The organism is Variovorax sp. UC74_104 (assembly GCF_044055375.1).
Taxonomy (GTDB): Bacteria; Pseudomonadota; Gammaproteobacteria; order Burkholderiales; family Burkholderiaceae_C; genus Variovorax.
This window is the reverse complement of sequence record NZ_CP171978.1, coordinates 4,868,995-4,892,189: the sequence shown is the minus strand read 5'-3', so window position 1 is coordinate 4,892,189 and position 23,195 is coordinate 4,868,995. Positions and strand designations below refer to the sequence as shown.

The following is a 23,195-nucleotide window of genomic DNA, read 5'->3' as shown; positions in this document are numbered from 1 at the left end:
GGATGATGAACTTCGTAATACGCGTCATTCTTCTGCTCCTGGGGCTGGTCTTCGCGGCCAGCCTGGCCGTCGCGGTCATGCTGCTGGCGGCCGTCTGGGGCGTTCGCTACGCCTGGGGGCGCCTCACGGGCAAGCCCGTGACGCCCTGGATGGCTTCCATGGGCGGGCGCTTCAACCCCCGCTCGGGCTTCGATCGATTTCGCAATGCGGCACAGGCAGCTGAACCGACCGCCGCCGACGTTGCCAACGCCCGTGCCCGCGGCGAATCGGTGGAGCGCCCGGTGCGCATTCGCGGCAGCGCCAGCGACGTGACCGACGTTTCGCCGAAATCGGTCTCTCCGCGCGGCTGACAGCGGGCTGGCAGCGCCGCTCGCCGGCTATTCCAGGCGCGACAGCCTCTCGCGCCGTTCGCCGTCAGAATCGTCCTCCTGGAGCCGCTGCTCGCCAGCCGCGGCTTTCTGCTTTCATCCAGGAGAGACATTCCATGACTTCGCGCGATATCTTCGTGGTCGGCACCGCCCGCACCGCCATCGGCACCTTCGGCGGCTCGCTGAAGGACGTGCCCAACACCCAGCTTGCCACCACCGCCGTCAAGGCCGCCATCGAGCGCAGCGGCGTCGCGGCCGATGCCATAGGCCACGTGGTCATGGGCAACGTGATCCCCACCGACGTGAAGGACGCCTACCTGAGCCGCGTGGCGGCCATCGACGCGGGCTGCCCCATCGAGACGCCGGCCTTCAACGTGAATCGCCTCTGCGGCTCGGGCCTGCAGGCCATCGTGTCGGCGGCGCAGGCCATCGCTCTGGGCGACTGCGACATCGCCATCGGCGGCGGTTCGGAGTCGATGAGCCGCGGGCCGTACTTCGATACTTCGGCACGCTACGGCGCACGCATGGGCGATGCGGTGCTGGTCGACTACATGCTCGGCATCCTTCACGACCCGTGGGAGAAGATCCACATGGGCATCACCGCCGAGAACGTGGCCGCGCGCTACGGCATCACGCGCGAGCAGCAGGACGAGCTGGCGGTGCTGAGCCAGCAGCGCGCTGCGGCCGCCATCGCGGCAGGCCGCTTCAAGGAGCAGATCGTTCCGGTCGAGGTCAAAACGCGCAAGGGCGTGGTGCTCTTCGACACCGACGAGCATGTGCGCGCCGACACCACGGTCGACACGCTGTCGAAGATGAAACCCGCGTTCAAGAAGGACGGCCTCGTCACCGCCGGCAACGCATCGGGCATCAACGATGGAGCGGCTGCCGTGGTGCTCGCCAGCGGCGAGAGCGTCAAGGCGCGGGGCCTGAAGCCGTTGGCGCGCCTCGTGGGCTACGCGCATGCCGGTGTCGAGCCCGCGTACATGGGCATCGGTCCGGTGCCGGCCACGCGCAAGGTGCTGGAGCGCACCGGCCTGAAGGTGGGCGACCTCGACGTGATCGAGTCGAACGAAGCCTTCGCCGCGCAGGCCTGCGCGGTCATCAAGGAGCTGGGCTTCGATCCGGCCAAGGTGAACCCGAACGGCTCGGGCATTTCGCTGGGCCATCCGGTGGGCGCGACGGGCGCGATCATCACGACCAAGGCGATCGCCGAACTGCAACGCGTGCAGGGGCGCTATGCGCTGGTCACGATGTGCATCGGCGGCGGGCAGGGCATCGCCGCGATCTTCGAGCGGGTCTGAACGCATGCTCCGTCCGGCTGTCCTGATCGACCCCGACGAGGTCGACTTCAGCGCCATCCGGGCGCAGGGCGCGGGCGGGCAGAACGTCAACAAGGTGTCGAGCGCGGTGCACCTGCGCTACGACATCCATGCGAGCTCGCTGCCGGCCGACGTGAAGGAGAGGCTGCTCGCGCTGCGCGACAGCCGCATCACGCAGGAAGGCGTGTTCGTGCTCAAGGCGCAGCAGCACCGCACCCAGGAGATGAACCGCGCCGACGCGCTCGCGCGGCTGCAGGCGGTGGTCGACAGCGTGGCCGTCGCGCCGCGCGTGCGGCGGGCTACCAAGCCAACCTACGGTTCGAAGCAGCGCCGGCTCGAAGGCAAGAGCCAGCGCTCGCAGATCAAGAGCCTGCGCGGGCCGGTTCGGGACTGAGCGTTCCCCCGCCGCCGCGCAGCCGGCGGATCTGCAGTCCGACGCCGACCAGGTACAGCACGAGCAGCACGCCGGTGATCGCCTTGAGTTCCGGCGCATCGGCATTCGGCAGCAGAGGGGCGCCCAGCGGCAGCCGCGTGAGCGTTTCGGTGAAGGCCGGGATCCAGTGGAACAGGAAGCTCGCCGAGAACGCGACGGCCTCGATGTAGCGCGCCCACTTGCCGAACAACACGCCCCGCCCGGCGAGTGCGCCCACCGCCAGCGCAGCCAGCGTGATGATGCCCAGCGCGTGCGGCTTGCCGAAGCCGCCGTGCTGGAAGATGCCGAAGCCCGTGAGGCAGGTGAGCACGGTGGTCCACACGAAGAGCCGTCCGAGGCCGGTGCGCATGGTGATCTCCTTGTAGCGGAACAGGGCCAGCAGCCCTGCGACGACGGCGATCAGGCTGATCGCCGTATGAACCGTCCCCAGGGACGTGAGTCCCAGCCATCCTGTCGGTGCCATGCGGATCTCCTCGTGTCGTGGTGCGGCATTCTGGCGCTTTGCAACAAATTTGCGCAATCTGGGATGAATTGAGTGCAAAAGGCCCTGCTCCACGGGGTTGAAACGTCTGCCGATCACAATCGCACGCATGAGAAGGCCCTTATCGCGCGCCGTGCTGGCCGCGTTCCTGCTGGCTCCGGCCGCGGCGCTCCTGAGCGGATGCGGCCCCGGAGCGGCAGCGAAACCAGACGCAAGCACCGCCGCGGCCCCCGAGCTCAAGTGGGAAGAACTGATCCCCAAGAGCTGGGACCCCACCAAGCGCTACCGCAACATCAGCCTCGAAGCCCTGCGCGACAACGACCCCCGCGCCATCCAGATGCTCGACGAGATGCGCGCCGTCTGGGACAACGCCCCCGTTAACGTCGCGCTCGACGGCAAGCCCGCCAAGCTCGCAGGTTTCGTCGTTCCGCTGGACAACACGCAGGACGGCATCCGCGAGTTCCTGCTGGTGCCGTACTTCGGCGCCTGCATCCACACCCCGCCGCCACCGGCCAACCAGATCGTGCACGTGGTCGCGGCCTCGGTCGTGAAGGGTCTGCACGCGATGGACACGGTGTACGTCAGCGGCACGATGAAGGCGGCGCGTTATTCGTCGGAAGACATGGGCGTGAGCGGCTACGAGATCAAATCGGCCGCGGTCGAGCGCTTCGTGGCGAAGCAGCCGCAGTGAGCGACGGCGCTCAGCTGCCCATTCGCTGCGACAGGAAATCCAGGAACGACGTGATGCGCGCCGACAGCTGCGTGTTGCGGTAGTACACGGCGTTCACCGGCTGGCGCACGTCCGCAGTCTCCTTCGCCAGCACCTGCACCAGCGCGCCGTTGGCGCGGTCGGTGCCGGTCATGAAGTCCGACAGGCAGACGATGCCCACGCCCGCCAGCGCGAGCTGGCGCAGCGTTTCGCCGCTCGATGCCACCAGCGTGGGCGCGATGTTCCATTCGTCGCCATGCACGCCGCGCAGCGGCCAGCGGTTCAGCGACTCGGGCTGGGTGAAGCCCAGCAGCGCGTGTTCGGCCAGGTCGGCCACCTTGCGCGGCTTGCCGTGCGCCTCGAGGTACGCGGGGCTCGCGAGCACGCGCAGCCGGTGCGTGCCGAGCGGTCGCGCATGCAGGGTGGAGTCGCGCAGCGGGCCGATGCGGATCGCCACGTCGGTGCGGCGCTCCAGCAGGTCGATGGGCAGGTCGTCGGTGTCGAGCTCCAGGCTGATCTGCGGATAGAGCCGGCGGAACTCCGGCACCAGCGGCACGATGGCGTGCAGCATGAACGGCGAGGCCGCGTTCACGCGCAGGCGGCCGGCGGGCTGCTCGCGGCGCGCGGCCATGTGTTCCTCGGCGTCGTCGATGGCATCGAGGATCGCGCGCGTGCGCTGCAGGAAGGCCGCGCCTTCCTCCGTGAGTTCGAGCCTGCGCGTGGTGCGGCGAAGCAAGGTGGTGTCGAGCTTCTGCTCGAGCCGGCTCAGCGCGCGGCTGATGCCCGAGACGGTCTGAGAGAGCTGCTCCGACGCGGCCGTGATCGAGCCGGTGTCCACCACCGTGCGGAACGCGACGAGCTCTTCGATGGTGGTCTTCATGGGCGATGGCGCCTCAGGCGGCGGCTTCCTGCTGCGCGGGCACTTCGACGCGCGGCATCAGCGCCGCGAGCGCCTCGCCGTCGGTGCGGTAGCTGAAGAGCATCGGCCCCGGCGCCAGCAGCCCGGCGCTTTCCAGCACCTGCATCGCGGGCAGCTTCATGCCGCTCAGGTGAAGGCGGATGCCCTTGGATTCCATCATCCGGCGGATCGAGCCGAACACTTCGGCGCCGGTGATGTCGATGCGGTTGATCGGCTGCGCGAACAGGCACACGTCGGTGAGGTGCGGCCGCTCGGCCAGGGCCACCGTGAGCGCGCGTTCGAGCGTGGAGGCGGATGCGAAGTCGAGTTCGGCGTCCATGCGCAGCGCATAGAGGTTCGGCGCCAGCGGTGGCAGCTTCCAGAGGTTGCGGTCGCGCAGGCTGCCGTCGGGATGCAGGCCCACCTCGATGATGCGCGGGTGCAGGTGCCGGTACATGTAGTGCGCCAGCGCGGCCAGCAGGCCGCCGAGCACGCCCCAGTAGATGCTCGGCGCGGTCGCGATGGTCAGCGCGAAGGTGCCGAAGGCGATGCCCGCTTCGATGCGCGAGATGCGCCACAGCGCGGTGAAGCTCGCCGGCTTCACCAGCCCCAGGATGGCCGTGACCACCACCGCCGCCAGCACCGCCTGCGGCACGTGATAGAGCAGCGGCATCAGCCACAGCAGCGCGCCCGCCACCACGACCACGCTGAAGAGCGTCGCCCAGCCGGTCTGCGCGCCCGCATACAGCGTGATGGCCGAGCGCGAGAACGACGAACTCGTGGGAAAGGCACCGCTGAAGCCCGAGGCCAGCTTGGCCAGTCCCTGGCCGATCAGATCCTGGTTTTCGTTCCAGAGCGTGCCGGCGCGCGCGTTGTCGACCTTGGCGCTCGAAGCCGTTTCGAGAAAGCTCACCAGCGTGATCATCAGCGCCGGCAGCACCAGCGCGCTGAAGGTGCTCAGCGGCAGCAGCCCCGGCCAGTAGAAAGAGGGCAGGCCCGAGGGCAGCGTGCCCACCACCGCGCCGCCGCGCAGCGCGTAGTCGGCCAGCCAGCTGAGAGCCGCTGCGCCGGCCACGAGTGCCATCGTTGTCGGAAAGCGTGGCAGCAGGCGCTTGCCCAGCCACAGCACCGCGATGCTGCCCAGCCCGAAGGCGATGGCCACCAGGTCGGGCAGCGGTCCGCCCTTCAGCACCTGCGGAATGGTCCGTCCCGTGAAGCCCAGCAGCGCCGGCAGCTGCGAGATCGCGATCAGCACTGCCGCGCCCTGCGTGAAGCCGATGAGCACCGGCGAATTCACCAGCCGCAGCAGCCAGCCGAAGCGCCCCGCGCCCAGCACGATCTGGATCGCGCCCGACATCAGCGTGAGCCACACAGCCATCGCCACCCACTCGGCGCTGCCCGCCACTGCCAGCGGCGCGAGCGAGGCCCCCACCAGCAGGCTGGTGAGCGCCGTCGGCCCCACCGACAGCCGCTGCGACGAACTGAACATCACCGCGACCAGCGCCGGGAACAGCGCTGCGTAGACCCCGGTGACCAGTGGCATGCCCGCCAGCGCCGCATAGGCGACGCCCTGCGGAATGACCATCAGCGCCACGGTGATGCCGGCCATCGCCTCGTTGCGCAGCAGCGCGGCGGAAGGGCGGGGCCAGGCCAGGCACGGAACCCAGCGCGAAAGGCGCTGGCGCAGGGAAGGAGAGGGGGCAGCCGGGGTCATGGAAGTTTGCGGGCGCACGGGAGAAAACTGCAGGCACATGCGCGGTGCGCCGCGCGAAAGCGATGCGGAATGTGTAGCCGGGTCAGATCAAGGAAGTGGCGTTCTTGAGCACGTAGTCGCAGGCCTTTTCCTTGACCTTCGACGACAGGCCCTTGAGGTTCAGCGACTTGCCGTCGCCGCCCTGCAGCAGGCCCTTGGCGCCGCTGGCGAAGCCGGTCTCCTGCTTCTTCTGCCCGGTGATCTTGGCGAGCAGCTTGTCCTTCACCGAGGCCGCGTCGCCGCCCAGGTAGTTGTTCTTCACGCAGTACTGCAGCACGCCGGCCGCGTTGCCCATGGTGCTGGTGCCGACGGCGGGCATCTTGAAGCCCAGGCTGCTGCCCAGGTTGCCGAGCGCCGATCCGCCCGCGTTGCCGGTGCCGCCCTGCGAGTTGGCGCTGGCGGCTTCGCCGGCCTTTTCCTTCAATTGGTCGAGCAGGTTGTTGGCCTGCGCCGAGGCGCCCGCGGCGAGCAGCGCCAGGGCGATGAGGGTTGAACGGGCGTGCATGTCGTCCTCCTGTCGGTACGCGTGGTGGAAAGCGGCCACCAGCATAACGGAGACGCCGGGGCGAGGCCCCGGCCGCAGTCGCCCTTGCGCCTGTGTTTACTTCGACCGTGGAGGGCGCTTTTCGAGCAGCGGCGCGCTGGTGCCCTGCACGCCGACCAGGCCGAGCACCGTCACCAGCGAGTTCTGCGCGCCCTTCCAGCCGTCGGTCACGTCGATCCACTCCGACAGCGCATGGAAGCCGCCGGTCTTGCCGCCGCCGCCGATGATGATGGCCGGGATGCCCAGCGACATCGGCAAGTTGGCGTCGGTGCTCGCGCCGGTCAGCAGCGTCTTGTGGCCGAACGCGGCGTTCGAGCGCGTGGCGGCCTCGACGATCACCGTGTCCGACTGCGTGCGGCCGCCCGGACGGTCGCCGATGAGCTTGGTGCTCACGCTCAGCGTGTTGACGTTCCAGCGCTTGTTTTCCTCGGCCACGGCTTCGTCGATGGCCGCGAGGATCTTCTTCTCGGTCTCCAGCAGCGGCGCCATGTCGTCGGAGCGGATGTCGACCGCCATGCGCGCATCCGGTGCGATGGTGTTCACCGAGGTGCCGCCGCCGACCGTGCCGACCGTGAACGTCGTCTTGGGGAAGCTCGGCGTGCGGATGTCGGCGATCTTCGCGATGGCGCGGCCCATGCCGTGGATGGCGCTCGGCACCTGGCCGAAGGCGCCGTAGCTGTGGCCGCCGGGGCCCTTGAAGCTCACCTCGTAGCGGTGGCTGCCGGTGCCCAGCATCAGCACGGTGCCGTCGGGTGCGGGCTCCAGGCCGACCATGCCGTCGATGTCGAGGTTGTCGCGAAAGATCGCCTTGATGCCGCGCAGGTTGCCGAGCTCTTCCTCACCCACGTTGCCCACGAAGAGCAGGTCGCCCACCGTCTGGATCTTGTTGTCGTTCAGCACCTTGAGCCACGACAGCAGCACCGCGAGGCCGCGCGTGTCGTCGGAGATGCCGGGCGCGTAGAGCTTGCCGTCGCGTTCCTTCACCTTCACGTCGGTGCCGGCGGGGAACACGGTGTCGAGGTGGGCCGAGATCAGCAGCTTCGGTCCGTTGCCCGTGCCCTTGCGCAGGCCGACCACGTTGCCTTCGGCGTCGATCTTCGCGTCGGCGAGGCCCAGCGCCTTCATGCGTGCGAGGAAGGCTTCGGCGCGCTTCTGCTCCTTGAAGGGCGGGGCTTCGATCTCGGTGAGCATCTTCAGGTCTTCGACCGAGCGGTCGTGATCGGCCTTGACCGCGTCCAGCAGCTTCTGGATGGCGGGCGAGGCCATCAGTTGGGTGTAGGCCTTGTCCACTTCGGGCCGCACCTGCGCGGGCGGGGCCGCGACGCTGCCGCCCTGGGCGTGCGCGAAGCCGGCGGCGGCCGAGGCCAGGGCGAGGCCAAGGACGCGGATGAGGGGGGCGAGGCGAAGTGCGGCGGAACGAGGTGACGCGGTGCGGGGCATGGTGTGGAGGTGTCCTGGTTTTTTGAAGCGGGCCGGATCGAGATCGGCGCCGCCGGTGCAGCGCCGTCGTCAGCGATTCTTATGGCTGTGTTAGGCGCGCGCTCTGGTTTAATCTTCCGCGTTGTCAGTTTTTCTAACGAAGCCCTCATGCGCCGCCACATTCCGAGCACCCGAGCGCTGCTGATCTTCGACGCGGTGGCCCGGCACCACGGCGTCGGCAAGGCCGCCGAGGAGCTGTGCCTCACGCACAGCGCGGTGAGCCAGCAGCTGCGGCTGCTGGAGGAGCAGATCGGCGTGCGGCTGGTGCAGCGCACCGCGCGCGGCACCGAGCTCACCGAGGCCGGGCAGCGCTACCACGGGCAGATCTCCGGCGACCTGCTGCGGCTGCAGAACCACACGCTCGAAGCCATGGCGCAGCGCACCGACGGCCTGCGCCTGCTGGTGGGGGCGGTGCCGGTGCTGGCCGAGGGCTGGCTCACGCCGAGGCTGCCCGAGTTCGTCTCCCGCAATCCGGGCTGCAGCCTGCACCTGCAGGTGTTCCCTACGCATCTCTACATGGAGGACCAGCCCTTCGACGTGGGCGTGCAGTACGACGACGCCGTATGGCCGGGCGCGAATGCCCAGCCGCTGATGGGCGAGTCCTGCGTCGCGGTGTGTTCACCCCAGGCGAAGGGGCGCGGGGCCATGGCGCGGGGCGACTTCCGCGCGGCACAGCTGCTGCAGCTGCGCACGCGCATGGGGGCGTGGGAGGAGTGGTTCGGGCAGGTGGCGAACCTGCGCGCCCCGGACAACCTCGTGGCGGGGCACCGCTTCGACCTGTTCTCGTCGCTGGTCGCGGCGGTTCGCGCCGACCTTGGCGTGGGGCTGGTGCCCGACTATTTCGTGGAGCGCGAACTGCGTTCGGGCGAGCTGGTGCTGGCCTGCCCGCACCGTGCGCCCTCGAGCCGGGGCTACAGCGTGTTCGTGGCGCCGAGCCGCACCGACGACCCGCTGGTCGGCGCCTTCGTGGCATGGCTGCGCGCGGCGGCCGCGCCTCCGCTGCAGGCGGTGGCCGCCTAGGCGCGCCTGAAAAGCAGCACCGAGTTCGTGCCGCCGAAGGCGAAGGAGTTGCTGATGGCGGCTTCGAGCGACGGTGCCGCCGTATCGTCCTGCGTCACCAGGTCGAGCCTGCATTCCGGATCGATCTCGCGGCAGTTCGCGTTGGGCGGCAGCTGCCGCTGCTGCAGCGCCATCACCGTGACGATCGCCTCGATGGCGCCCGCCGCGCCCAGCATGTGGCCATGCAGCGCCTTGGTCGAGCTCACGCGCAGCGTGTCGAGATCGTCGCCCCACACGTCGGCCAGCGCGTTGCGCTCGACCACGTCGCCGATGCGCGTGGCCGTGCCGTGCGCGTTGCAGTAGCCCACGTCGCGCGGCTGCAGGCCGGCCAGGCGCAGGGCGGCGCGCAGCGCGCGGGCCTGGCCCGGCGCGTCGGGCTTGGTGAGATGGGTGGCGTCGCTGCTCAGGCCCCAGCCGGCCAGCGTGGCGTGGCTGCGGGCGCCGCGCGCGCGTGCGCGCTCGGCCGATTCGAGAACGAGGAAGGCCGCGCCTTCGCCCAGCGCGAAGCCGCTGCGGTCGGTGGCGAAGGGCTTTACAGCGCCGGCCGCTTCGCCCGGCTGGAAGCCGGCCAGCGTCTGCATGGCCTGCCATGCCACCACCACGCCCGGCACGATCAGCGCTTCGCTGCCGCCGGCGATGGCGATGTCGACCTCGCCGCGCTGCACGGCCTTGGCCGCTTCGGCGATCGCGACCGAAGACGAGGCGCAGGCGACCGAGTAGGTGAGCACCGGGCCCTTCACGCCCTGGCGCATCGCCACGTGGGCGGCGGGTGCGTTGGGCATGAAGGCGGGAATGGTGAGCGGAGACACGCGGCCGTTGCCGCGATAGGCCGCCTCGAGTGCCGCGGCGCCGCCCATGCCGCAGCCCGAGAAAACGCCGACGCGCTCCGGGTCGGCGTCGGAAACGGCCAGGCCCGCGTCGCGCATCGCCAGGTCGGCGGCGGCCACGGCCAGCTGGCTCACGCGGTCGACGCCAGCGAGCTGCAGCTTGGTGAACCAGCGGGTCTCGTCGAAGGCGACGGTGGCCGCCGCTGCCGGTTTGGGTAGTTCAGGGAAAACGGGCTGTATGGCCGACCGGCCCTGCAGCAGGACCTGGAAGAGGGCGCCGGGCTCGTCGCCGTGCGGCGCCACGACGCCCAGCCCGGTGACGGCGACTTCGTGGTTCACGACGCCGACGCGGCTTTCTCGGCCCTGACCTTGTCGACCAGCACGGAGAGTTCGGCCAGGGTGTCGATGCTCGCGTCCTCGTCGGGCATGGTGATGCCGAAGTGGTCTTCGATGGCGAACAGAAACTCGGCGAGGGCCAGCGAATCGAGTCCGCCGGTCTCACGCATGGAGGCGTGAGGGTCGAGCTTCGACGGTTCGATGCCGTACTTCTCGTGGATCAGGTCCTGCAATTCCTTCAGCGAACTCATCGTGCAATGCCTGTCGTCGTGTGCCGCCGATCGATCGCCGCCCTGTGCGGTCCTTGAGTCAATCGATCCCTTCCTCGTCGGCCAGTGGTGAGTGGTCAGTGTTTACGGATGATATCCGCTCCCACGCGAGGGGAATCCCTGCGTTCCCGCCCGCCCGGGCGCCAGCGCATCGAGGGCAGGGCGAACGCCATGCCCAGCAGCGCGCCCGCCGCCACGTCGAGCGCCACGTGCTGCTTGACCGCCAGCGTCGAATAGGCGATGGCAGCGAACCAGGCCCAGTTCAGCCAGCGCCAGAAGGCCGGCGTGCGCGCCTCGCGCAGCACGTCCTCGATGCGGATGGCGGTGAAGATGGCCACCGCCACATGCATCGACGGGCAGGCGTTGCCCGCCGCGTCCACGCCCTGCAGCATCGCGAAGCCCGGGTAGCCGGAGACGTCGATGGCCAAGGGAGGTATCTGGGTCGGCCAGAAATAGAAGATGCCCAGGCCGGTGACGCACAGCCCGCCGATCCACAGCCCGTAGACCACCAGCTCGCGGAAGGTCAGCTGCAGCCCCGGCGCGATGCCCACGTACACCCACAGCGAGAGGTACGGGCCCAGCAGGTAGGGCTGGAAGGGCAGCAGGTGGTCCAGCGGCGTCAGCGGCATCACCTCGATCGGAAAGACCGGGTTGCGCAGCAGGTGGAAGTAGCCGATGAAGAACAGCCACGTGAAGACCGTGGTGCCGACTGCCTTCAGCAGGAAGTGGCGGCGCACGCGCAGCCAGATGTCGGCGGTCCACGTGGGCGGCCTGGCGACGGGGGCTGCGTTCAGGGAGATCGGAGAGTGCATGGTGTTGTCGGCCGCCGATCTTGCCAGAGCGCCGCGAAGCGCCCGCCGGTGCTTCGCCGCGTCAGGCGGGCGCGGCCCGCTTGCGGTGCTGGAACGAGGTGGGCGAGCGGCCCGTGGCGGCCTTGAACATCGCGCAGAAGGCGCTGTCGGTGGCGTAGCCGCTGGCCGCAGCCACCTGGCTCACCGCCATGCCGCGCGCCAGCAGCGGCAGCGCATGCGCCATCACGGCCTGCTGTCGCCACTGCTGCCAGCTCATGCCGAGCTGGTCGCGAAACAGGCGCGCCACCGTGCGCTCGCTGGCGCCGATGGCCGCCGCGCGCTCGGCCAGCGTGGCGCGGTCGGCCGGGTTGCGCAGCAGCGTCTCGCAGAGCTGGCGCAGGCGCTTGTCGGTGGGCAGCGGCACGTCGATGCGGATCTGCGTGGCGCGCTCCAGTTCGTCGACCAGCAGCGGCGCGATCATCCGCTCGCGCTGCGGCGCATGCGCATCGGCCGGCGGCAGGCCGTCGGGCGTGGTGTCGAGCGCCAGCATCAGCGCGCGCAGCAGCGGGCTGATCTCGAGCACCTCGCATTTCTCCCAGGAGGGCGCGATCCAGGCGTGCAGGTAGATGGTGCGCAGTTCGGCGTCTTCGATCAGCGTGATGCTGTGCGGCATGTTGGCCGGCACCCAGAGCGCGCGCGAGGGCGGCACGATGTAGCTGCCGTCCTGCGTGCTCAGGCGGATCACGCCGCGCGTGGAGAAAGTGAGCTGCGGCCACGGGTGCTCGTGAAGCTCGACCAGCGTGTCAGCGCTCAGGAAGTGCTCCTTGGCGCGCAGCGGCCGCACAGCGTCGGGTGCGAACAGGTGCGGCGTGAGGGAGGCGACGCTGTTGATCGGGGTGGGCCCGCGCAGCCTGGCGGCGGACGCGGCGCTCCTGGAGGTGGGTGAGGCGGCGCTTGGCATGGTTTCGACAAATGTTGTCGCTGTATCGCCATTCTGCCGCGTCCCCGACGCATAGCATCGACGCCTGCCCCGATTTTTTGTAGCAATCCATGTCTTCCAACTCGCCCACGAGCGCCGCTCCCGCCGCTTCCCCTTCCTCCAACACCCTGGGCAGCGATGCCAAGCTGATCGGCCTGGTCGGCCTGGCCCACGCGGTCAGCCACTTCAGCCAGCTCATCCTCGCGCCGCTGTTCCCTTGGCTGAAGGACGCGTTCAACGTGAGCTATGTCGAGCTGGGCGCGGTGCTGACCGTGTTCTTCGTGGTCTCGTGCATCGTGCAGGCGGCCTCGGGCTTCATCGTCGACAAGCTGGGGCCGCGGCCGGTGCTGTTCGTCGGGCTCGGGGCATTGGGGCTGGCGGCTTTCGGTTATGCCCTGGCGCAGAGCTACTGGATGCTGCTGCTGTGCGCGGTGGTCGGCGGCATCGGCAACGGCGTGTTCCACCCGGTGGACTACACGCTGTTCAACCGCAAGGTTGCGCCCACGCGCCTGGGCCATGCCTACAGCGTGCACGGCATCACCGGCAGCCTGGGCTGGGCGCTCGCGCCGGCCTTCGTGGTGCCGATCGCGATTGCCTTCTCGTGGCGCGTGGCGCTGGCATCGGCCGGTGCGGTGGCCTTGCTGGTGCTGCTGGTGCTGTGGATCTATCGCAGCGTGCTGTCGCTCGATGCGGCGGCGGTGCACAAGGCCACGGGGCAGGGCGAAGCCGCGCACTCGGGCGGCGAGTTCGACTTCCTGCGCATCCCGGCCGTGTGGATGTGCTTCGGTTTCTTCTTCTTCTATGCCGTGGTGATCAGCGTGGTGCAGACCTTCGCGCCCGTGGCCGCGGGGCATCTGCACGCGGTGCCGGTGGCGCTGGTGGCCGTGTGCCTCACGGTCTACATGGTGGCGAGCGCCGCGGGCATGGTGGTGGGCGGCTTCCTTGCTTCCGACCCGTCGCGCTGCGAGCGCATCGTGGGCGTGGGCTTCGGCCTGGCCGCCGCGCTGGCGTTGATGCTGGCCTTTGCCGACTTCCCGCCGATCATCGTGCCGGTGCTCTTCGGCGCGATGGGTTTCGTCTCAGGCGTCGCCGGGCCGTCGCGCGACCTGCTGGTGAAGAAGTCGACGCCGCCCAACGCCACCGGCCGCGTCTACGGCGTGGTCTACGCCGGCCTCGACATCGGACAGGCCGTGGCACCGCTGGTGTTCGGCCGGCTCATGGACCACGGCCAGTACACCAGCGTGATCGTGGGACTGGCGCTGGTGCAGGGCGTGCTGATCGCCAGCGCGTTCAACGTGCGGCGCGTGCGGCGCACGGCGCTGGTGGTGCCGGCTTCCGCCTGAGTCTGCGCGCCGCGCGGCCTAAGTGCCGCCGATATCATCGACCGCATGCAAGCCTTGTATGTCTATGTGGTCGCCGGCGCCGTGTTGGCGGGTTTCGTGCAGGGCCTGTCGGGCTTTGCGTTCGGCCTGGTGGCGATGTCTGTCTGGGCCTGGACACTGGAGCCCCAGCTTGCCGCCGTGCTCGCGCTGTTCGGGGCACTCACGGGGCAGGTGATTGCCGCTGTCACCGTGCGGCGCTCCTTCGACAAAAGCGTTCTCTGGCCCTTCCTGCTTGGCGGTCTGGTGGGCGTGCCGTTCGGCGTCTGGCTGCTGCCGCATCTGGACCTTGTCGTCTTCAAGCTTTGCCTTGGCGTGCTGCTGGTGCTGTGGTGTCCGGCGATGCTGATGTCGCAGCATCTGCCGAAGGTGGCTTTCGGCGGGCGCGTGGCTGATGGGGTGGCCGGTGCGATCGGTGGCGCGATGGCCGGTATCGGCGGGTTCTCGGGGACCATTCCTACGCTGTGGTGCACGTTGCGCGGGTTTCAGCGGGATACGCAGCGGGCGGTGATCCAGAACTTCAATCTGTCGATGTTGCTGGTGGCGTTCGGGATTCACGTCTTCAGCGGGAATATCGGGCGGTCTGTCGTGCCTTTGCTGGGGGTGGTGGCGCTGGCGGTGGCTGTGCCTGTGTTGCTGGGGGCTCGGCTTTATATCGGGATCAGTGAGGTTGCGTTTCGGAAGATTGTCTTGGGGTTGTTGACTGGTTCTGGGGTTGCTCTGTTGGCTTCTGCTGTTCCGGCCTTGTTTTCTCGTAGCTGAGCGATTCCTTTCCGGGGCCGGGACTCGCCCCGGCAGGCGACCTACTTTTCTTTGTCTCGCCAAAGAAACGTAGGCAAAAGAAAGGCGACCCCACTGTCTGCGACCCCTTCGCTGCGCTACGGGGCAACCTGCGGTGCTCGCGTTTCGCGGGGTCTCGCAGAACTCGCTTCGCTCAAACAGCTGCGAGCCCTGATCCGCGAAACGCTGCGCTCCTCGGCGCAGCCAGAGGGGAGGGGGAACGTGCGGGCCATCGCGTTGCTCGGCCACCAAGGCACGGCAGGCGCTTCGCGCCCGCCGTGCTTGGAATCGATCGTTGGTTGTTGGGGGCGGATTGAGTCCGCGCCGAGCAAAGCGAAGGCCAGTCCAGGCTGTTCAGGAAGCCGAGCGAAGCGATGGCGCGGGTCGCTCCCTTCTGGCTGCGCCGAGGAGCGCAGGCGTAGGAGGGATAAGGGCCGCAGCTGTTTGAGCGAAGCGAGTTCTGCGGACCCCCTCCTACGTCGAGCACCGCAGGTTGCCCGTAGCGAAGCGCAGGGACGCAGACAGTAGGGTCGCCTTTCTTTTGCCTACGTTTCTTTGGCGAGGCAAAGAAAAGTAGGTCGGCCGCCGGGCCGAGACCCGGCCTCGGGAAGCAAAGCCCCAAAGAACGTCACCGGGGCAACGCCAACGCAAACGGCAAACTAACCACCCCCAGCAAGGTAGACAAAGTCACCAGCCCCGCCACATAAGGCCCGTTGTACCCCATGCGAGCAGCCAGCACATAAGCGCTAGAAGCAGTAGGCACAGCAGAAAACGCCATCAGCACAGCCCCCTGCGCAGCATCGAGCCGAAGCGCCCGAGCCAGCCCCCAGGCCACCAACGGCAGCAACAGATGCCGTATCGCCAGCACAGACACGGCCAGCACCTTCCCGGCCCCGAGGGTGGAAAACTTCATCCCCGCCCCCGCGGCCAGCAGCCCAAGCGCCAGCGAAGCAGCCCCGATCCGCGTCAGCGTGGGAGTTGCCCAGCCGGGCACGGTCAGCCCCAGCACATTGGCCAGCAACCCCGCCACGGTCGCGACGATCAGCGGGTTGCGCACCAGCTGCCGCACGAACCCCGTCTGCGCATGCCGCGTCATCGGCCACACGGCCGCGATGTTGAAGATGGGCACGCACACGCCGATGAGCACGGCGATCAGCAGCAGACCCTCGGAGCCTGCGAGCCTTTCGGCGAGCGCCAGGCAGATGAAGGAGTTGAAGCGGAACGCGACCTGCGTGCTGGCGGCGTGGTCGCGCCGGTCGATGTGCGTGCGCAGGCCCGGTACGAAAGGCAGGGCATAGGCCAGCGCGATGCCGCAGGCTCCGATGCACAGCCCCGCGGTCAGCAGGTTCGACGTGGCTCCGAAGTCGAGCGGGCTGCGCACGATCGAGTGGAAGAGCAGGACGGGAAATAGAAAGTAGTAAACGAGGCTCTCGACCTGGTCCCACACGCGGCGGTCGAGGGCGGTGTAGCGGCACAGGAGCCAGCCGATGGCGATGAGGGAGAAGTCGGGGAAGAGCAGCTGCGCGTAATTCACCGCTTCGAGGATAAACCCGCTTGACCATGGGTAATCCAGAGCACGGAGACCGCCGGCTAGCCGCTAGCATCCGGGCTTCGTTTTTCGACATCAGCCAAGTCAGATCAATAAGGAGTTTTCGATGCAACGTCGTCAATGGGGCGCGATGGTGGGAGCCGCGGCACTGGTCGCAGTGGCGGGTCAGAGCTTTGCGCAGGGTTATCCCAACAAGCCCGTCGAACTGAGCGTGCCGTTCGCACCGGGCGGCACGACGGACATCGTGGCGCGCGTGATTTCCGATCCGCTGGGCAAGGTGCTGGGCCAGCCGGTGGTGGTGATCAACCGCGCCGGTGGCGGCGGCATCGTGGGCGCGGCCGAAACCGCCCGTGCGACGCCCGACGGCTACAAGCTGGGCATCGCCACGGTGTCGAGCACGGCGGCCAACCCGGCCATCAATCCGAAGACGCCGTACGACCCGATCAACGACTTCACGCCGATCATCAACATCGCGGCCACGCCGAACATCATCGCGGTCAACCCGAGCTTCCCCGCCAAGAACTACGCAGAGTTCGTGGCCGAGCTGAAGAAGAACCCCGGCAAGTACTCGTACGCCTCGTCGGGCACGGGCGGCATCGGCCACCTGCTGATGGAGCTCTACAAGAGCCTCACCAACACCTTCGTCACGCACATCCCCTACCGCGGCGCGGGCCCGGCGCTGAACGACGTGGTGGCCGGCCAGGTGCCGATCATGTTCGACAACATCCCCTCGGCCATGCCCTTCATCCAGAGCGGCCGGCTGATCCCGATCGTGGTGTCGGCGCCGCAGCGCCTGGCCGCGCTGCCCAACGTGCCGACCTTCAAGGAAGTGGGCCTGGAGCCGGTGAACCGCATGGCCTACTACGGCATCCTCGGCCCGAAGGGCCTGCCCAAGGAAGTGGTCGAGAAGATCAGCGCGGGCGTGAAGAAGGCGGTCGAAGAACCGGCGGTGCGCAAGCGCATCGAGGACACGGGCTCGCTGATCGTGGCGAACACGCCCGACCAGTTCGCCGCGCAGATCAAGGCCGAGTACGACGTGTACAAGCAGGTCGTGAAGAAGCAGAACCTGAAGCTCGACTGAGGATCGCTCCTCGCACCAGGGAAGCCGCCCGCATGCCGGGCGGCTTTTTCTTTTTGCTATCTTGCAAGGCATGAGCACAGAGGCAGCCACGCAGACGACACCCGAGATCGACGATTTCATCGACGCCCTGTGGCTCGAGGACGGGTTGTCGAAGAACACGCTGGCGGCCTACCGCCGCGACCTGGCGCTGTTCGCGCAGTGGCTCGGCGCGCAGCGCAGCGGCACCGCACTCAACGCCGCGAAGGAGACGGACCTGCAGGCCTACATGGGCGCGCGGCTGTCGACCAAGGGCAAGGCCACGTCGGCGAACCGCCGGCTCACGGTGTTCAAGCGCTACTACCGCTGGGCGCTGCGCGAGCGGCGCATCGCGGCCGATCCGAGCATCCGGCTCGTGCCGGCGCGGCAGATGCCTCGCGCCATCAAGACGCTTTCCGAAAAGCAGGTCGACGATCTGCTGGCCGCGCCCGACGTCGAGTCGCCGCTCGGCCTGCGCGACCGCGCGATGCTGGAGCTGATGTACGCCAGCGGCCTGCGCGTGAGCGAGCTGGTGGCGCTCAAGGTCACCGACATGAGCCTCAACGACGGCGTGCTGCGCGTGCTCGGCAAGGGCAGCAAGGAGCGGCTGGTGCCTTTCGGCGGCGAGGCGCGGCGCTGGATCGAGCGCTATCTGGAAGAGTCGCGCCCCGCCATCCTCGACGGACAGCAGACACCCGACCTGTTCGTCACCGCGCGCGGCGCCGGCATGACGCGCGTGATGTTCTGGATCATCGTGAAGAAGCACGCCACCGCGGCGGGCATCCACGTGCCGCTGTCGCCGCACACGCTGCGCCATGCCTTCGCCACGCACCTGCTGAACCACGGCGTCGACCTGCGCGCGGTGCAGCTGCTGCTGGGGCACGCCGACATCTCGACGACGACCATCTACACGCACGTGGCGCGCGAGCGCCTGAAGCAGCTGCATGCCACGCACCACCCGCGCGGTTGAGCCTTCGCAGGACTGCCGCATCGGCTGCGCCGGATGGAGCCTGCCGCGCGCGCTGTGGCCGGTGTTTCCGGCCGAAGGCTCGCACCTGGAGCGCTATGCGCAGCGCTTCGACGCGGTCGAGATCGATACCTCGTTCTACCGGCCGCACCGGCGCGAGACCTACGAGCGCTGGGCCGCGAGCACGCCTGAAGGGTTTCGCTTCGCGGTCAAGCTGCCCAAGGCGGTGACGCACGAATGCCGGCTGGTCGATGCGATGCCGGCTTTCGAGGCGTTTGCCGCGCAGGTCGAGGGCCTCGGCAGCAAGCTGGGTGCCCTGGTCGTGCAGTTGCCACCCAGCCTGGCGTTCGATGCAGAAGCGGTGCGCGGCTTCTTCACCGCGCTGCGGCACAGGCACCGCGGCGCGGTGGTGCTGGAGCCGCGCCATCGCAGCTGGTTCACGCCGCAGGCCGACGGGTTCTTGTCAAATTTCGAAGTGGCCCGCGTGCTCGCGGACCCGGTGCTGTTCGACGAAGCCGCGGCCCCCGGCGGCTGGGCGGGCCTTGTCTATCTGCGGCTGCACGGTTCGCCGCGGCGCTACTGGTCCGCCTACGACGAAGAACTGCTCGCGCGCCTCGCCCGGCGGCTGCAGCGCGCGAAAGAGGAGGGTGCGCAGTGCTGGTGCGTGTTCGACAACACGGCCGGCGGCGAGGCAACGGGCAACGCGCTGTCGCTGCAGCGGCTGCTGGAAAATCAATGATCAACAAGAGGAGACGGAACGTGAAATTCAACAGACTCTGCGCAGGCCTTGGGCTCGGCTTTGCAATGGCCGCAGCCGCCGGCCTCGCCGCCGCCCAGGCATTCCCGAGCGCCAAGCCCATCCGCCTGATCGTCGGCTATCCGCCCGGCGGCGGCATCGACTTCGCGGCGCGCACCGTGCAGGTGCCGCTGCAGGAGGCGCTCAAGCAGCAGTTGGTGGTCGACTACAAGCCCGGCGCGAGCGGCATGATCGCGGCCACCGAGCTCACGCGCCAGCCCGCAGACGGCTACACGCTGCTGCTGGCCAACACGGGGCCCTTCGCCATCGCGCCGTACCTGCAGAGCAAGCCGCCCTACGACCCGATCAGGCAGTTCACCTACATCGGCCAGATCAGCCAGGGCAGCTACATCGCGGTGACGCGGCCGGACCATCCGGCGAAGAACCTCAAGGAGTTCGTCGCGTGGGCCAAGGGGCAGCCGGGCAAGGTCAACTTCGCCTCGGGCGGCAACGGCACCTCCACGCACCTCAACGGCGAGCTGATGAACCAGGTGACCGGGCTCGACATGACCCACGTGCCGTACAAGGGGAGCGCGCCCGCGGTGCAGGACCTGATCGGCGGGCAGACGCAGATCCTCATCGACGCGGGCAGCGTGCTGCTGCCGCAGGTGAAGGGCGGCAAGCTCAAGGCACTGGCCGTGACCGGCCCGGCGCGCGATCCGCAGCTGCCCGATGTGCCCACGGTGAAGGAGCTGGGGCTGGCGGGCATGGAGTCGGTCGGCTTCCAGGGGCTGGTCGGGCCGGCGAACATGCCCAAGGAAGTCGTCGACCGGCTTTCGAGCGAGCTGGCCAGGGCGCTGGCGCAGCCCGAGATCAAGGCCAAGTTCGCGACGGCGGGCGCCGAGGTGCATTCGCTCGGGCCGGCCGAGTTCGCGGCTTTCGTGAAGGCGGACAATGAGAAGTGGTCCAGGCTGATCAAGGAGCGCAAGCTGCAGCTGGACTGACGCCATCCATCAAGCAAGCAGGCAGACGACACGGGCTGCCACACACGACACCATGAATTTCCTCGCTTCCTCGAAGCCCTCGCGCCGCACGGCGACCCGACTCCTCGCCGCCGCCGCGCTGTGCGCCGCATCCGGCGCCTTCGCGCAAACCGTGCCCAAGACCGTGCGCCTCATCGTCGCCTACCCGGCGGGCGGCGTCAGCGACGTGGTCGCGCGTGCGCTGGGCGACCGGCTCGCGGCGCAGATGGGCGTCACGGTGATCGTCGACAACCGCGCGGGCGCTAGCGGCGCCATCGGCATGGACGCCGTCGCCAAGGCCGCGCCCGACGGTGCGACGCTGGGCTTCTCGGCCATCAGCCCGCTCGTGCTGAGCCCGCACCTGGGCAAGCTGCCCTTCGATCCGCTGAAGGACGTGGCGCCTGTGGCCAGCGTGATGTATTCGCCGGTGCTGCTGATCGCCACGCCGGCGAGCAAGGCCAAGGACTTCAAGGCGCTGATCGACGATGCCAAGGCGCATCCGGGCGCGGTGCGCTGGGCCACCTCGGGGCCGGCGTCGCTCGGCCACATCGTGCTGGAGCAACTGCGCGCCGCGGCCGGCGTCGACATCACGCACGTGCCCTACAAGGGCGGCGGCCAGCAGCTCAACGACGCGATCGGCGGGCAGTTCGAGATTCTTTCCACCAACGCGAGCCCGACGCTCTCTTCGCACATCCAGTCGGGCAAGCTGCGCCCGCTGGCGGTGGGCGCGCCCGCGCGGCTCGACAGCCTCCCGCAGGTGCCCACGCTGGGCGAGCTGGGCTACAAGGCGGCGAACATCAATTCGCTGTTCGGTGTGTTCGCGCCCGCCGCCACGCCGCCGGCGCTGGTCGCGAAGTACAACGCAGAGATCAACAAGGCGCTGGCCACGCCCGAACTGCGCGCCAAGCTGACGGCCACCGACAACGTGCCCACCGGCGGCACGCCGGCCGCGTTCGCGAAGGAAATCGCCAGCGAGTTCGAGAGCAACGGGCGCATCGTCAAGGCGGCGGGCATCAAGGCCGATTGAGCAGGCCGACCGACCAAGCTGACGCCTTCATGACACCTCCGCTTGTGGGTTAATCTTCCCTACCTTATAGTAGGTAGATGATCAACGCCACAGCCCTGGCCACCGGCAGCACCCGCGAGCAGATCCTCGCGGTGGCGCGGGGCCTGATCGAAACGCGCTCCTACCTGGGCTTCAGCTTCCAGGACGTGGCCGATGCGGTCGGCGTGCGCAAGGCCAGTCTGTACCACCACTTCCCGACCAAGGAGGCGCTGGGCGTCGCGGTGATCCGCGGGGCCACGCAGGGCTTCAAGGACTGGGACGCCGCCCGGGCGCGCGAGCCGAAGGACGCGCTCGAATCGTATTTCCGCATGTACCGCAACACGCTCAGGGCCGGCTCGGCGATGTGTCCCGCAGGGGCGATGGCGCCGGGCTGGGGCGTCGTCAACGACGAACTGCGCCTGGCCGTGCAGGAGCTGCGCAACACGCAGGTGACGTGGCTCACCGGCGTGCTGGGCGCGCTGATGCCGCAGCGCAAGACCGGCGCCTCGGTGGCTTCGCTGGCTGCCTACGTCTTTTCCGTATGCCAGGGCGCGCTGCTGTCGGCGCGCATGACGGGCCGCGTCGAAGATTTCGACGACGCCATCGCCCAACTCAGGAGTTCCTTGCCGGGCTGAGCGCCCGGCGCCGTGCAGGCACGCTTCGGCGTGCTTATTTTTCGACCTCTAAGCCTACCGATTGGAAGGTAGTCAAACCTGCTGGAGAGCATTCATGAAAGCCGTCATTTCCGCCTACGCCCGTTCCCCGTTCCACTTCGCGAAGAAGGGCGCGCTCGCCGAGGTGCGCCCCGACACGCTCGCCGCCGGCGTGGTGCGCGGCCTGCTGCAGCGCGCCGATCTCGATCCCGCGCTGCTCGAGGACGTCATCCTCGGCTGCGCCTACCCCGAGGCCTCGCAGGGCAACAACCTCGCGCGCATCGTCGGGCTGCTGGCGGGCCTTCCGCACGAAGTGGGCGGCATGACGGTCAACCGCTTCTGCGGCTCGTCGATGCAGGCCGTGCACATCGCCGCCGCGCAGATCGAGGCGGGCATGGGCGATGCGTTCCTGTGCGTGGGCGTCGAGTCGATGACGATGGTGCCGCAGGGCGGCTTCAACTTCTCGCCGAGCCCGGAGCTCAAGGAGAACACCGACGCCTACATCTCGATGGGCGAGACCGCCGAGAACGTCGCGCAGCGCTGGAACGTTAGCCGCGCCGACCAGGAAGCCTTCGCGGTGGAGTCGCACCGCAAGGCGTCCGAGGCGCGCGCGCAGGGGCGCCTGGCCGGCGAGATCGTGCCGGTGCGCCTGGCTTCGGGCGACGTGATCGATGCCGACGGCTGCATCCGCCCGACTACCTCCGCCGAGGCGCTGGCGAACCTCAAGCCGGCGTTCCGCCCGGACGGCGTGGTGACGGCCGGCACCTCGTCCCCGCTGACCGACGGCGCGGCGGCGGTGCTCGTCACCAGCGACGAATTCGCGGCGAAGCACGGCCTGAAGGCGCTGGCACGCATCCGCTCGTTCGCGACCGTGGGCGTCGACCCGGCGATCATGGGCATCGGCCCGATCCCGGCCACGCGCAAGGCGCTGGCACGCGCGGGCCTGAGCGCGGCCGACCTCGACGTGATCGAGATCAACGAAGCCTTCTCCTCGCAGGCGCTGGCCTGCATCCGCGACCTGGGGCTCGATCCGGCGAAGATCAACCTCGACGGCGGCGGCCTCGCCATCGGACATCCGCTGGGCGCGACCGGTGCGCGCATTACCGGCAAGGCGGCGTCGCTGCTGGCGCGCGAGAACGGCCGCTATGCGTTGGCCACGCAGTGCATCGGCGGAGGGCAGGGTATCGCGACGATCCTCGAGCGCGTCTGAACGCAGCGCCGAGCGCGAGAATGACGATCGCCACTGAAGACAAAGGAGACCCCATGGCCAAGCTGTATCTCGAAGACCTGAAGGTCGGCGACCGCTTCCGCAGCGGCGAGCACGCGCTCGACGTGGCGCAGATCAAGGCCTTCGCGCAGCAGTTCGATCCGCAGCCCTTCCACACCGACGAAGAGGCCGCGAAGAACACCTTCTTCGGCGGCCTTGCCGCGAGCGGCTGGCACACGGCCGCCCTCACGATGAAGCTGCTGGTCGAGAGCGGCATCCCGCTGGCCGACGGCATCATCGGCTCGGGCGGCGAACTGCAGTGGCCCCGGCCGACGCGGCCCGGCGACGTGTTGCACGTGGAGGGCGAGGTGATCGCGATCGCACCTTCGCGCTCCAAGCCCGGGCGCGCGATGGTGACGATGCATTGCCAGACGCTCAACCAGCGCGGCGAGGTGCTCCAGGACTTCTCGCCGAAGCTGGTGGTGCACGCCCGCCCAGCCTGAGCCCAGGAAAGCC

25 protein-coding genes are annotated in these 23,195 nt (G+C 68.8%); 15 read left to right on the top strand and 10 right to left on the bottom strand.

What is annotated here, in order from left to right; genetic code table 11:
• Positions 1-5: 5 nt before the first annotated feature.
• The 3 genes from ACHMXA_RS22985 to arfB all read left to right on the top strand — a co-directional run bounded on the left by ACHMXA_RS22985 (position 6) and on the right by arfB (position 2,081).
• Positions 6-350: a hypothetical protein gene (locus tag ACHMXA_RS22985; protein ID WP_295982244.1), complete on the top strand. Its 345-nt coding sequence runs from the start codon at positions 6-8 to the stop codon at positions 348-350.
• A gap of 134 nt (positions 351-484) precedes the next feature.
• Entirely contained in the window at positions 485-1,669 is a 1,185-nt protein-coding gene (locus ACHMXA_RS22980) for an acetyl-CoA C-acyltransferase family protein (RefSeq protein ID WP_395316425.1), read from the top strand.
• Between the two features lie 4 nt (positions 1,670-1,673).
• Positions 1,674-2,081, top strand: coding sequence for an alternative ribosome rescue aminoacyl-tRNA hydrolase ArfB (gene arfB, locus ACHMXA_RS22975; RefSeq protein WP_176666967.1), 408 nt, complete (start codon positions 1,674-1,676; stop codon positions 2,079-2,081).
• Here arfB and ACHMXA_RS22970 read toward each other — a convergent pair.
• Positions 2,050-2,583 carry a hypothetical protein gene (locus ACHMXA_RS22970; RefSeq protein ID WP_176666966.1) on the bottom strand — a complete coding sequence of 178 codons (534 nt, stop codon included), beginning with the start codon at positions 2,581-2,583 and terminating at the stop codon, positions 2,050-2,052. The two genes, arfB and ACHMXA_RS22970, sit on opposite strands and share 32 nt — an antisense overlap.
• A gap of 127 nt (positions 2,584-2,710) precedes the next feature.
• On the opposite strand from ACHMXA_RS22970, the gene ACHMXA_RS22965 reads away from it, so the two are divergent.
• Positions 2,711-3,292 carry a DUF3299 domain-containing protein gene (locus ACHMXA_RS22965; protein WP_395316424.1) on the top strand — a complete coding sequence of 194 codons (582 nt, stop codon included), beginning with the start codon at positions 2,711-2,713 and terminating at the stop codon, positions 3,290-3,292.
• A 10-nt stretch (positions 3,293-3,302) separates the two neighbouring features.
• Here ACHMXA_RS22965 and ACHMXA_RS22960 read toward each other — a convergent pair whose 3' ends face one another.
• The 4 genes from ACHMXA_RS22960 to ACHMXA_RS22945 all read right to left on the bottom strand — a co-directional run bounded on the left by ACHMXA_RS22960 (position 3,303) and on the right by ACHMXA_RS22945 (position 7,945).
• Positions 3,303-4,190 (bottom strand): LysR substrate-binding domain-containing protein, encoded by an 888-nt coding sequence (locus ACHMXA_RS22960; RefSeq protein WP_395316423.1) that lies wholly within the window; start codon positions 4,188-4,190, stop codon positions 3,303-3,305.
• A gap of 13 nt (positions 4,191-4,203) precedes the next feature.
• A complete protein-coding gene (locus tag ACHMXA_RS22955; RefSeq protein WP_395316422.1) occupies positions 4,204-5,922 on the bottom strand; it encodes a SulP family inorganic anion transporter in 1,719 nt (572 codons plus the stop codon).
• Between the two features lie 82 nt (positions 5,923-6,004).
• Positions 6,005-6,466, bottom strand: a complete 462-nt coding sequence (locus ACHMXA_RS22950) for a DUF2501 domain-containing protein (RefSeq protein WP_176666962.1) — start codon at positions 6,464-6,466, stop codon at positions 6,005-6,007.
• Between the two features lie 96 nt (positions 6,467-6,562).
• Positions 6,563-7,945 (bottom strand): M20/M25/M40 family metallo-hydrolase, encoded by a 1,383-nt coding sequence (locus ACHMXA_RS22945; protein WP_395316421.1) that lies wholly within the window; start codon positions 7,943-7,945, stop codon positions 6,563-6,565.
• A 147-nt stretch (positions 7,946-8,092) separates the two neighbouring features.
• Between ACHMXA_RS22945 and ACHMXA_RS22940 the strand changes: the two genes are divergently transcribed.
• Positions 8,093-9,004 carry a LysR substrate-binding domain-containing protein gene (locus ACHMXA_RS22940; RefSeq protein WP_395316420.1) on the top strand — a complete coding sequence of 304 codons (912 nt, stop codon included), beginning with the start codon at positions 8,093-8,095 and terminating at the stop codon, positions 9,002-9,004.
• Here the strand turns inward: ACHMXA_RS22940 and ACHMXA_RS22935 are convergent.
• From ACHMXA_RS22935 to ACHMXA_RS22920, 4 genes are all read right to left on the bottom strand, one after another.
• Positions 9,001-10,209 carry a beta-ketoacyl-[acyl-carrier-protein] synthase family protein gene (locus ACHMXA_RS22935; RefSeq protein ID WP_395316419.1) on the bottom strand — a complete coding sequence of 403 codons (1,209 nt, stop codon included), beginning with the start codon at positions 10,207-10,209 and terminating at the stop codon, positions 9,001-9,003. The two genes, ACHMXA_RS22940 and ACHMXA_RS22935, sit on opposite strands and share 4 nt — an antisense overlap.
• Positions 10,206-10,457 carry an acyl carrier protein gene (locus tag ACHMXA_RS22930; RefSeq protein WP_176666958.1) on the bottom strand — a complete coding sequence of 84 codons (252 nt, stop codon included), beginning with the start codon at positions 10,455-10,457 and terminating at the stop codon, positions 10,206-10,208. Before ACHMXA_RS22930 ends, ACHMXA_RS22935 begins: the two co-directional genes overlap by 4 nt.
• Before the next feature lie 95 nt (positions 10,458-10,552).
• Positions 10,553-11,287 carry a phosphatase PAP2 family protein gene (locus ACHMXA_RS22925; RefSeq protein ID WP_395316418.1) on the bottom strand — a complete coding sequence of 245 codons (735 nt, stop codon included), beginning with the start codon at positions 11,285-11,287 and terminating at the stop codon, positions 10,553-10,555.
• Between the two features lie 61 nt (positions 11,288-11,348).
• Entirely contained in the window at positions 11,349-12,227 is an 879-nt protein-coding gene (locus tag ACHMXA_RS22920) for a helix-turn-helix domain-containing protein (protein ID WP_176666956.1), read from the bottom strand.
• An 89-nt stretch (positions 12,228-12,316) separates the two neighbouring features.
• Here ACHMXA_RS22920 and ACHMXA_RS22915 point away from each other — a divergent pair, with 89 nt between their 5' ends.
• Positions 12,317-13,588 (top strand): MFS transporter, encoded by a 1,272-nt coding sequence (locus ACHMXA_RS22915; RefSeq protein WP_395316417.1) that lies wholly within the window; start codon positions 12,317-12,319, stop codon positions 13,586-13,588.
• Positions 13,589-13,633: 45 nt separating this feature from the next.
• Positions 13,634-14,386 carry a sulfite exporter TauE/SafE family protein gene (locus tag ACHMXA_RS22910; RefSeq protein WP_395316416.1) on the top strand — a complete coding sequence of 251 codons (753 nt, stop codon included), beginning with the start codon at positions 13,634-13,636 and terminating at the stop codon, positions 14,384-14,386.
• A gap of 646 nt (positions 14,387-15,032) precedes the next feature.
• Here the strand turns inward: ACHMXA_RS22910 and ACHMXA_RS22905 are convergent.
• Entirely contained in the window at positions 15,033-15,938 is a 906-nt protein-coding gene (locus ACHMXA_RS22905; protein WP_395316415.1) for an AEC family transporter, read from the bottom strand.
• Positions 15,939-16,059: 121 nt separating this feature from the next.
• On the opposite strand from ACHMXA_RS22905, the gene ACHMXA_RS22900 reads away from it, so the two are divergent.
• The 8 genes from ACHMXA_RS22900 to ACHMXA_RS22865 all read left to right on the top strand — a co-directional run bounded on the left by ACHMXA_RS22900 (position 16,060) and on the right by ACHMXA_RS22865 (position 23,182).
• Positions 16,060-17,034 (top strand): tripartite tricarboxylate transporter substrate binding protein BugE, encoded by a 975-nt coding sequence (locus ACHMXA_RS22900; RefSeq protein ID WP_176668161.1) that lies wholly within the window; start codon positions 16,060-16,062, stop codon positions 17,032-17,034.
• A 70-nt stretch (positions 17,035-17,104) separates the two neighbouring features.
• Positions 17,105-18,019, top strand: coding sequence for a site-specific tyrosine recombinase XerD (gene xerD / locus ACHMXA_RS22895; protein ID WP_395316414.1), 915 nt, complete (start codon positions 17,105-17,107; stop codon positions 18,017-18,019).
• Positions 17,994-18,755, top strand: a complete 762-nt coding sequence (locus tag ACHMXA_RS22890; RefSeq protein WP_395316413.1) for a DUF72 domain-containing protein — start codon at positions 17,994-17,996, stop codon at positions 18,753-18,755. The genes xerD and ACHMXA_RS22890 overlap by 26 nt, the downstream gene beginning before the upstream one ends.
• A 20-nt stretch (positions 18,756-18,775) precedes the next feature.
• Positions 18,776-19,756, top strand: a complete 981-nt coding sequence (locus ACHMXA_RS22885) for a Bug family tripartite tricarboxylate transporter substrate binding protein (RefSeq protein WP_395316412.1) — start codon at positions 18,776-18,778, stop codon at positions 19,754-19,756.
• 52 nt (positions 19,757-19,808) lie between these two features.
• A complete protein-coding gene (locus tag ACHMXA_RS22880; protein ID WP_395316411.1) occupies positions 19,809-20,801 on the top strand; it encodes a Bug family tripartite tricarboxylate transporter substrate binding protein in 993 nt (330 codons plus the stop codon).
• Between the two features lie 77 nt (positions 20,802-20,878).
• Positions 20,879-21,454, top strand: a complete 576-nt coding sequence (locus ACHMXA_RS22875; RefSeq protein WP_395316410.1) for a TetR/AcrR family transcriptional regulator — start codon at positions 20,879-20,881, stop codon at positions 21,452-21,454.
• Positions 21,455-21,548: 94 nt separating this feature from the next.
• Positions 21,549-22,682, top strand: coding sequence for a thiolase family protein (locus tag ACHMXA_RS22870; RefSeq protein ID WP_395316409.1), 1,134 nt, complete (start codon positions 21,549-21,551; stop codon positions 22,680-22,682).
• A gap of 53 nt (positions 22,683-22,735) precedes the next feature.
• Positions 22,736-23,182, top strand: coding sequence for a MaoC family dehydratase (locus ACHMXA_RS22865; protein ID WP_395316408.1), 447 nt, complete (start codon positions 22,736-22,738; stop codon positions 23,180-23,182).
• The last annotated feature ends 13 nt before the right edge of the window (positions 23,183-23,195 follow it).

What these genes read in the sequence shown, in the direction of transcription:
- ACHMXA_RS22985 (WP_295982244.1), top strand. Translation starts at nt 6, where the DNA reads ATGAACTTCGTAATACGCGTCATTCTTCTGCTCCTGGGGCTGGTCTTC.
- ACHMXA_RS22980 (WP_395316425.1), top strand. Translation starts at nt 485, where the DNA reads ATGACTTCGCGCGATATCTTCGTGGTCGGCACCGCCCGCACCGCCATC.
- arfB (WP_176666967.1), top strand. Translation starts at nt 1,674, where the DNA reads ATGCTCCGTCCGGCTGTCCTGATCGACCCCGACGAGGTCGACTTCAGC.
- ACHMXA_RS22970 (WP_176666966.1), bottom strand. Translation starts at nt 2,583, where the DNA reads ATGGCACCGACAGGATGGCTGGGACTCACGTCCCTGGGGACGGTTCAT.
- ACHMXA_RS22965 (WP_395316424.1), top strand. Translation starts at nt 2,711, where the DNA reads ATGAGAAGGCCCTTATCGCGCGCCGTGCTGGCCGCGTTCCTGCTGGCT.
- ACHMXA_RS22960 (WP_395316423.1), bottom strand. Translation starts at nt 4,190, where the DNA reads ATGAAGACCACCATCGAAGAGCTCGTCGCGTTCCGCACGGTGGTGGAC.
- ACHMXA_RS22955 (WP_395316422.1), bottom strand. Translation starts at nt 5,922, where the DNA reads ATGACCCCGGCTGCCCCCTCTCCTTCCCTGCGCCAGCGCCTTTCGCGC.
- ACHMXA_RS22950 (WP_176666962.1), bottom strand. Translation starts at nt 6,466, where the DNA reads ATGCACGCCCGTTCAACCCTCATCGCCCTGGCGCTGCTCGCCGCGGGC.
- ACHMXA_RS22945 (WP_395316421.1), bottom strand. Translation starts at nt 7,945, where the DNA reads ATGCCCCGCACCGCGTCACCTCGTTCCGCCGCACTTCGCCTCGCCCCC.
- ACHMXA_RS22940 (WP_395316420.1), top strand. Translation starts at nt 8,093, where the DNA reads ATGCGCCGCCACATTCCGAGCACCCGAGCGCTGCTGATCTTCGACGCG.
- ACHMXA_RS22930 (WP_176666958.1), bottom strand. Translation starts at nt 10,457, where the DNA reads ATGAGTTCGCTGAAGGAATTGCAGGACCTGATCCACGAGAAGTACGGC.
- ACHMXA_RS22925 (WP_395316418.1), bottom strand. Translation starts at nt 11,287, where the DNA reads ATGCACTCTCCGATCTCCCTGAACGCAGCCCCCGTCGCCAGGCCGCCC.
- ACHMXA_RS22920 (WP_176666956.1), bottom strand. Translation starts at nt 12,227, where the DNA reads ATGCCAAGCGCCGCCTCACCCACCTCCAGGAGCGCCGCGTCCGCCGCC.
- ACHMXA_RS22915 (WP_395316417.1), top strand. Translation starts at nt 12,317, where the DNA reads ATGTCTTCCAACTCGCCCACGAGCGCCGCTCCCGCCGCTTCCCCTTCC.
- ACHMXA_RS22910 (WP_395316416.1), top strand. Translation starts at nt 13,634, where the DNA reads ATGCAAGCCTTGTATGTCTATGTGGTCGCCGGCGCCGTGTTGGCGGGT.
- ACHMXA_RS22900 (WP_176668161.1), top strand. Translation starts at nt 16,060, where the DNA reads ATGCAACGTCGTCAATGGGGCGCGATGGTGGGAGCCGCGGCACTGGTC.
- xerD (WP_395316414.1), top strand. Translation starts at nt 17,105, where the DNA reads ATGAGCACAGAGGCAGCCACGCAGACGACACCCGAGATCGACGATTTC.
- ACHMXA_RS22890 (WP_395316413.1), top strand. Translation starts at nt 17,994, where the DNA reads ATGCCACGCACCACCCGCGCGGTTGAGCCTTCGCAGGACTGCCGCATC.
- ACHMXA_RS22880 (WP_395316411.1), top strand. Translation starts at nt 19,809, where the DNA reads ATGAATTTCCTCGCTTCCTCGAAGCCCTCGCGCCGCACGGCGACCCGA.
- ACHMXA_RS22875 (WP_395316410.1), top strand. Translation starts at nt 20,879, where the DNA reads ATGATCAACGCCACAGCCCTGGCCACCGGCAGCACCCGCGAGCAGATC.
- ACHMXA_RS22870 (WP_395316409.1), top strand. Translation starts at nt 21,549, where the DNA reads ATGAAAGCCGTCATTTCCGCCTACGCCCGTTCCCCGTTCCACTTCGCG.
- ACHMXA_RS22865 (WP_395316408.1), top strand. Translation starts at nt 22,736, where the DNA reads ATGGCCAAGCTGTATCTCGAAGACCTGAAGGTCGGCGACCGCTTCCGC.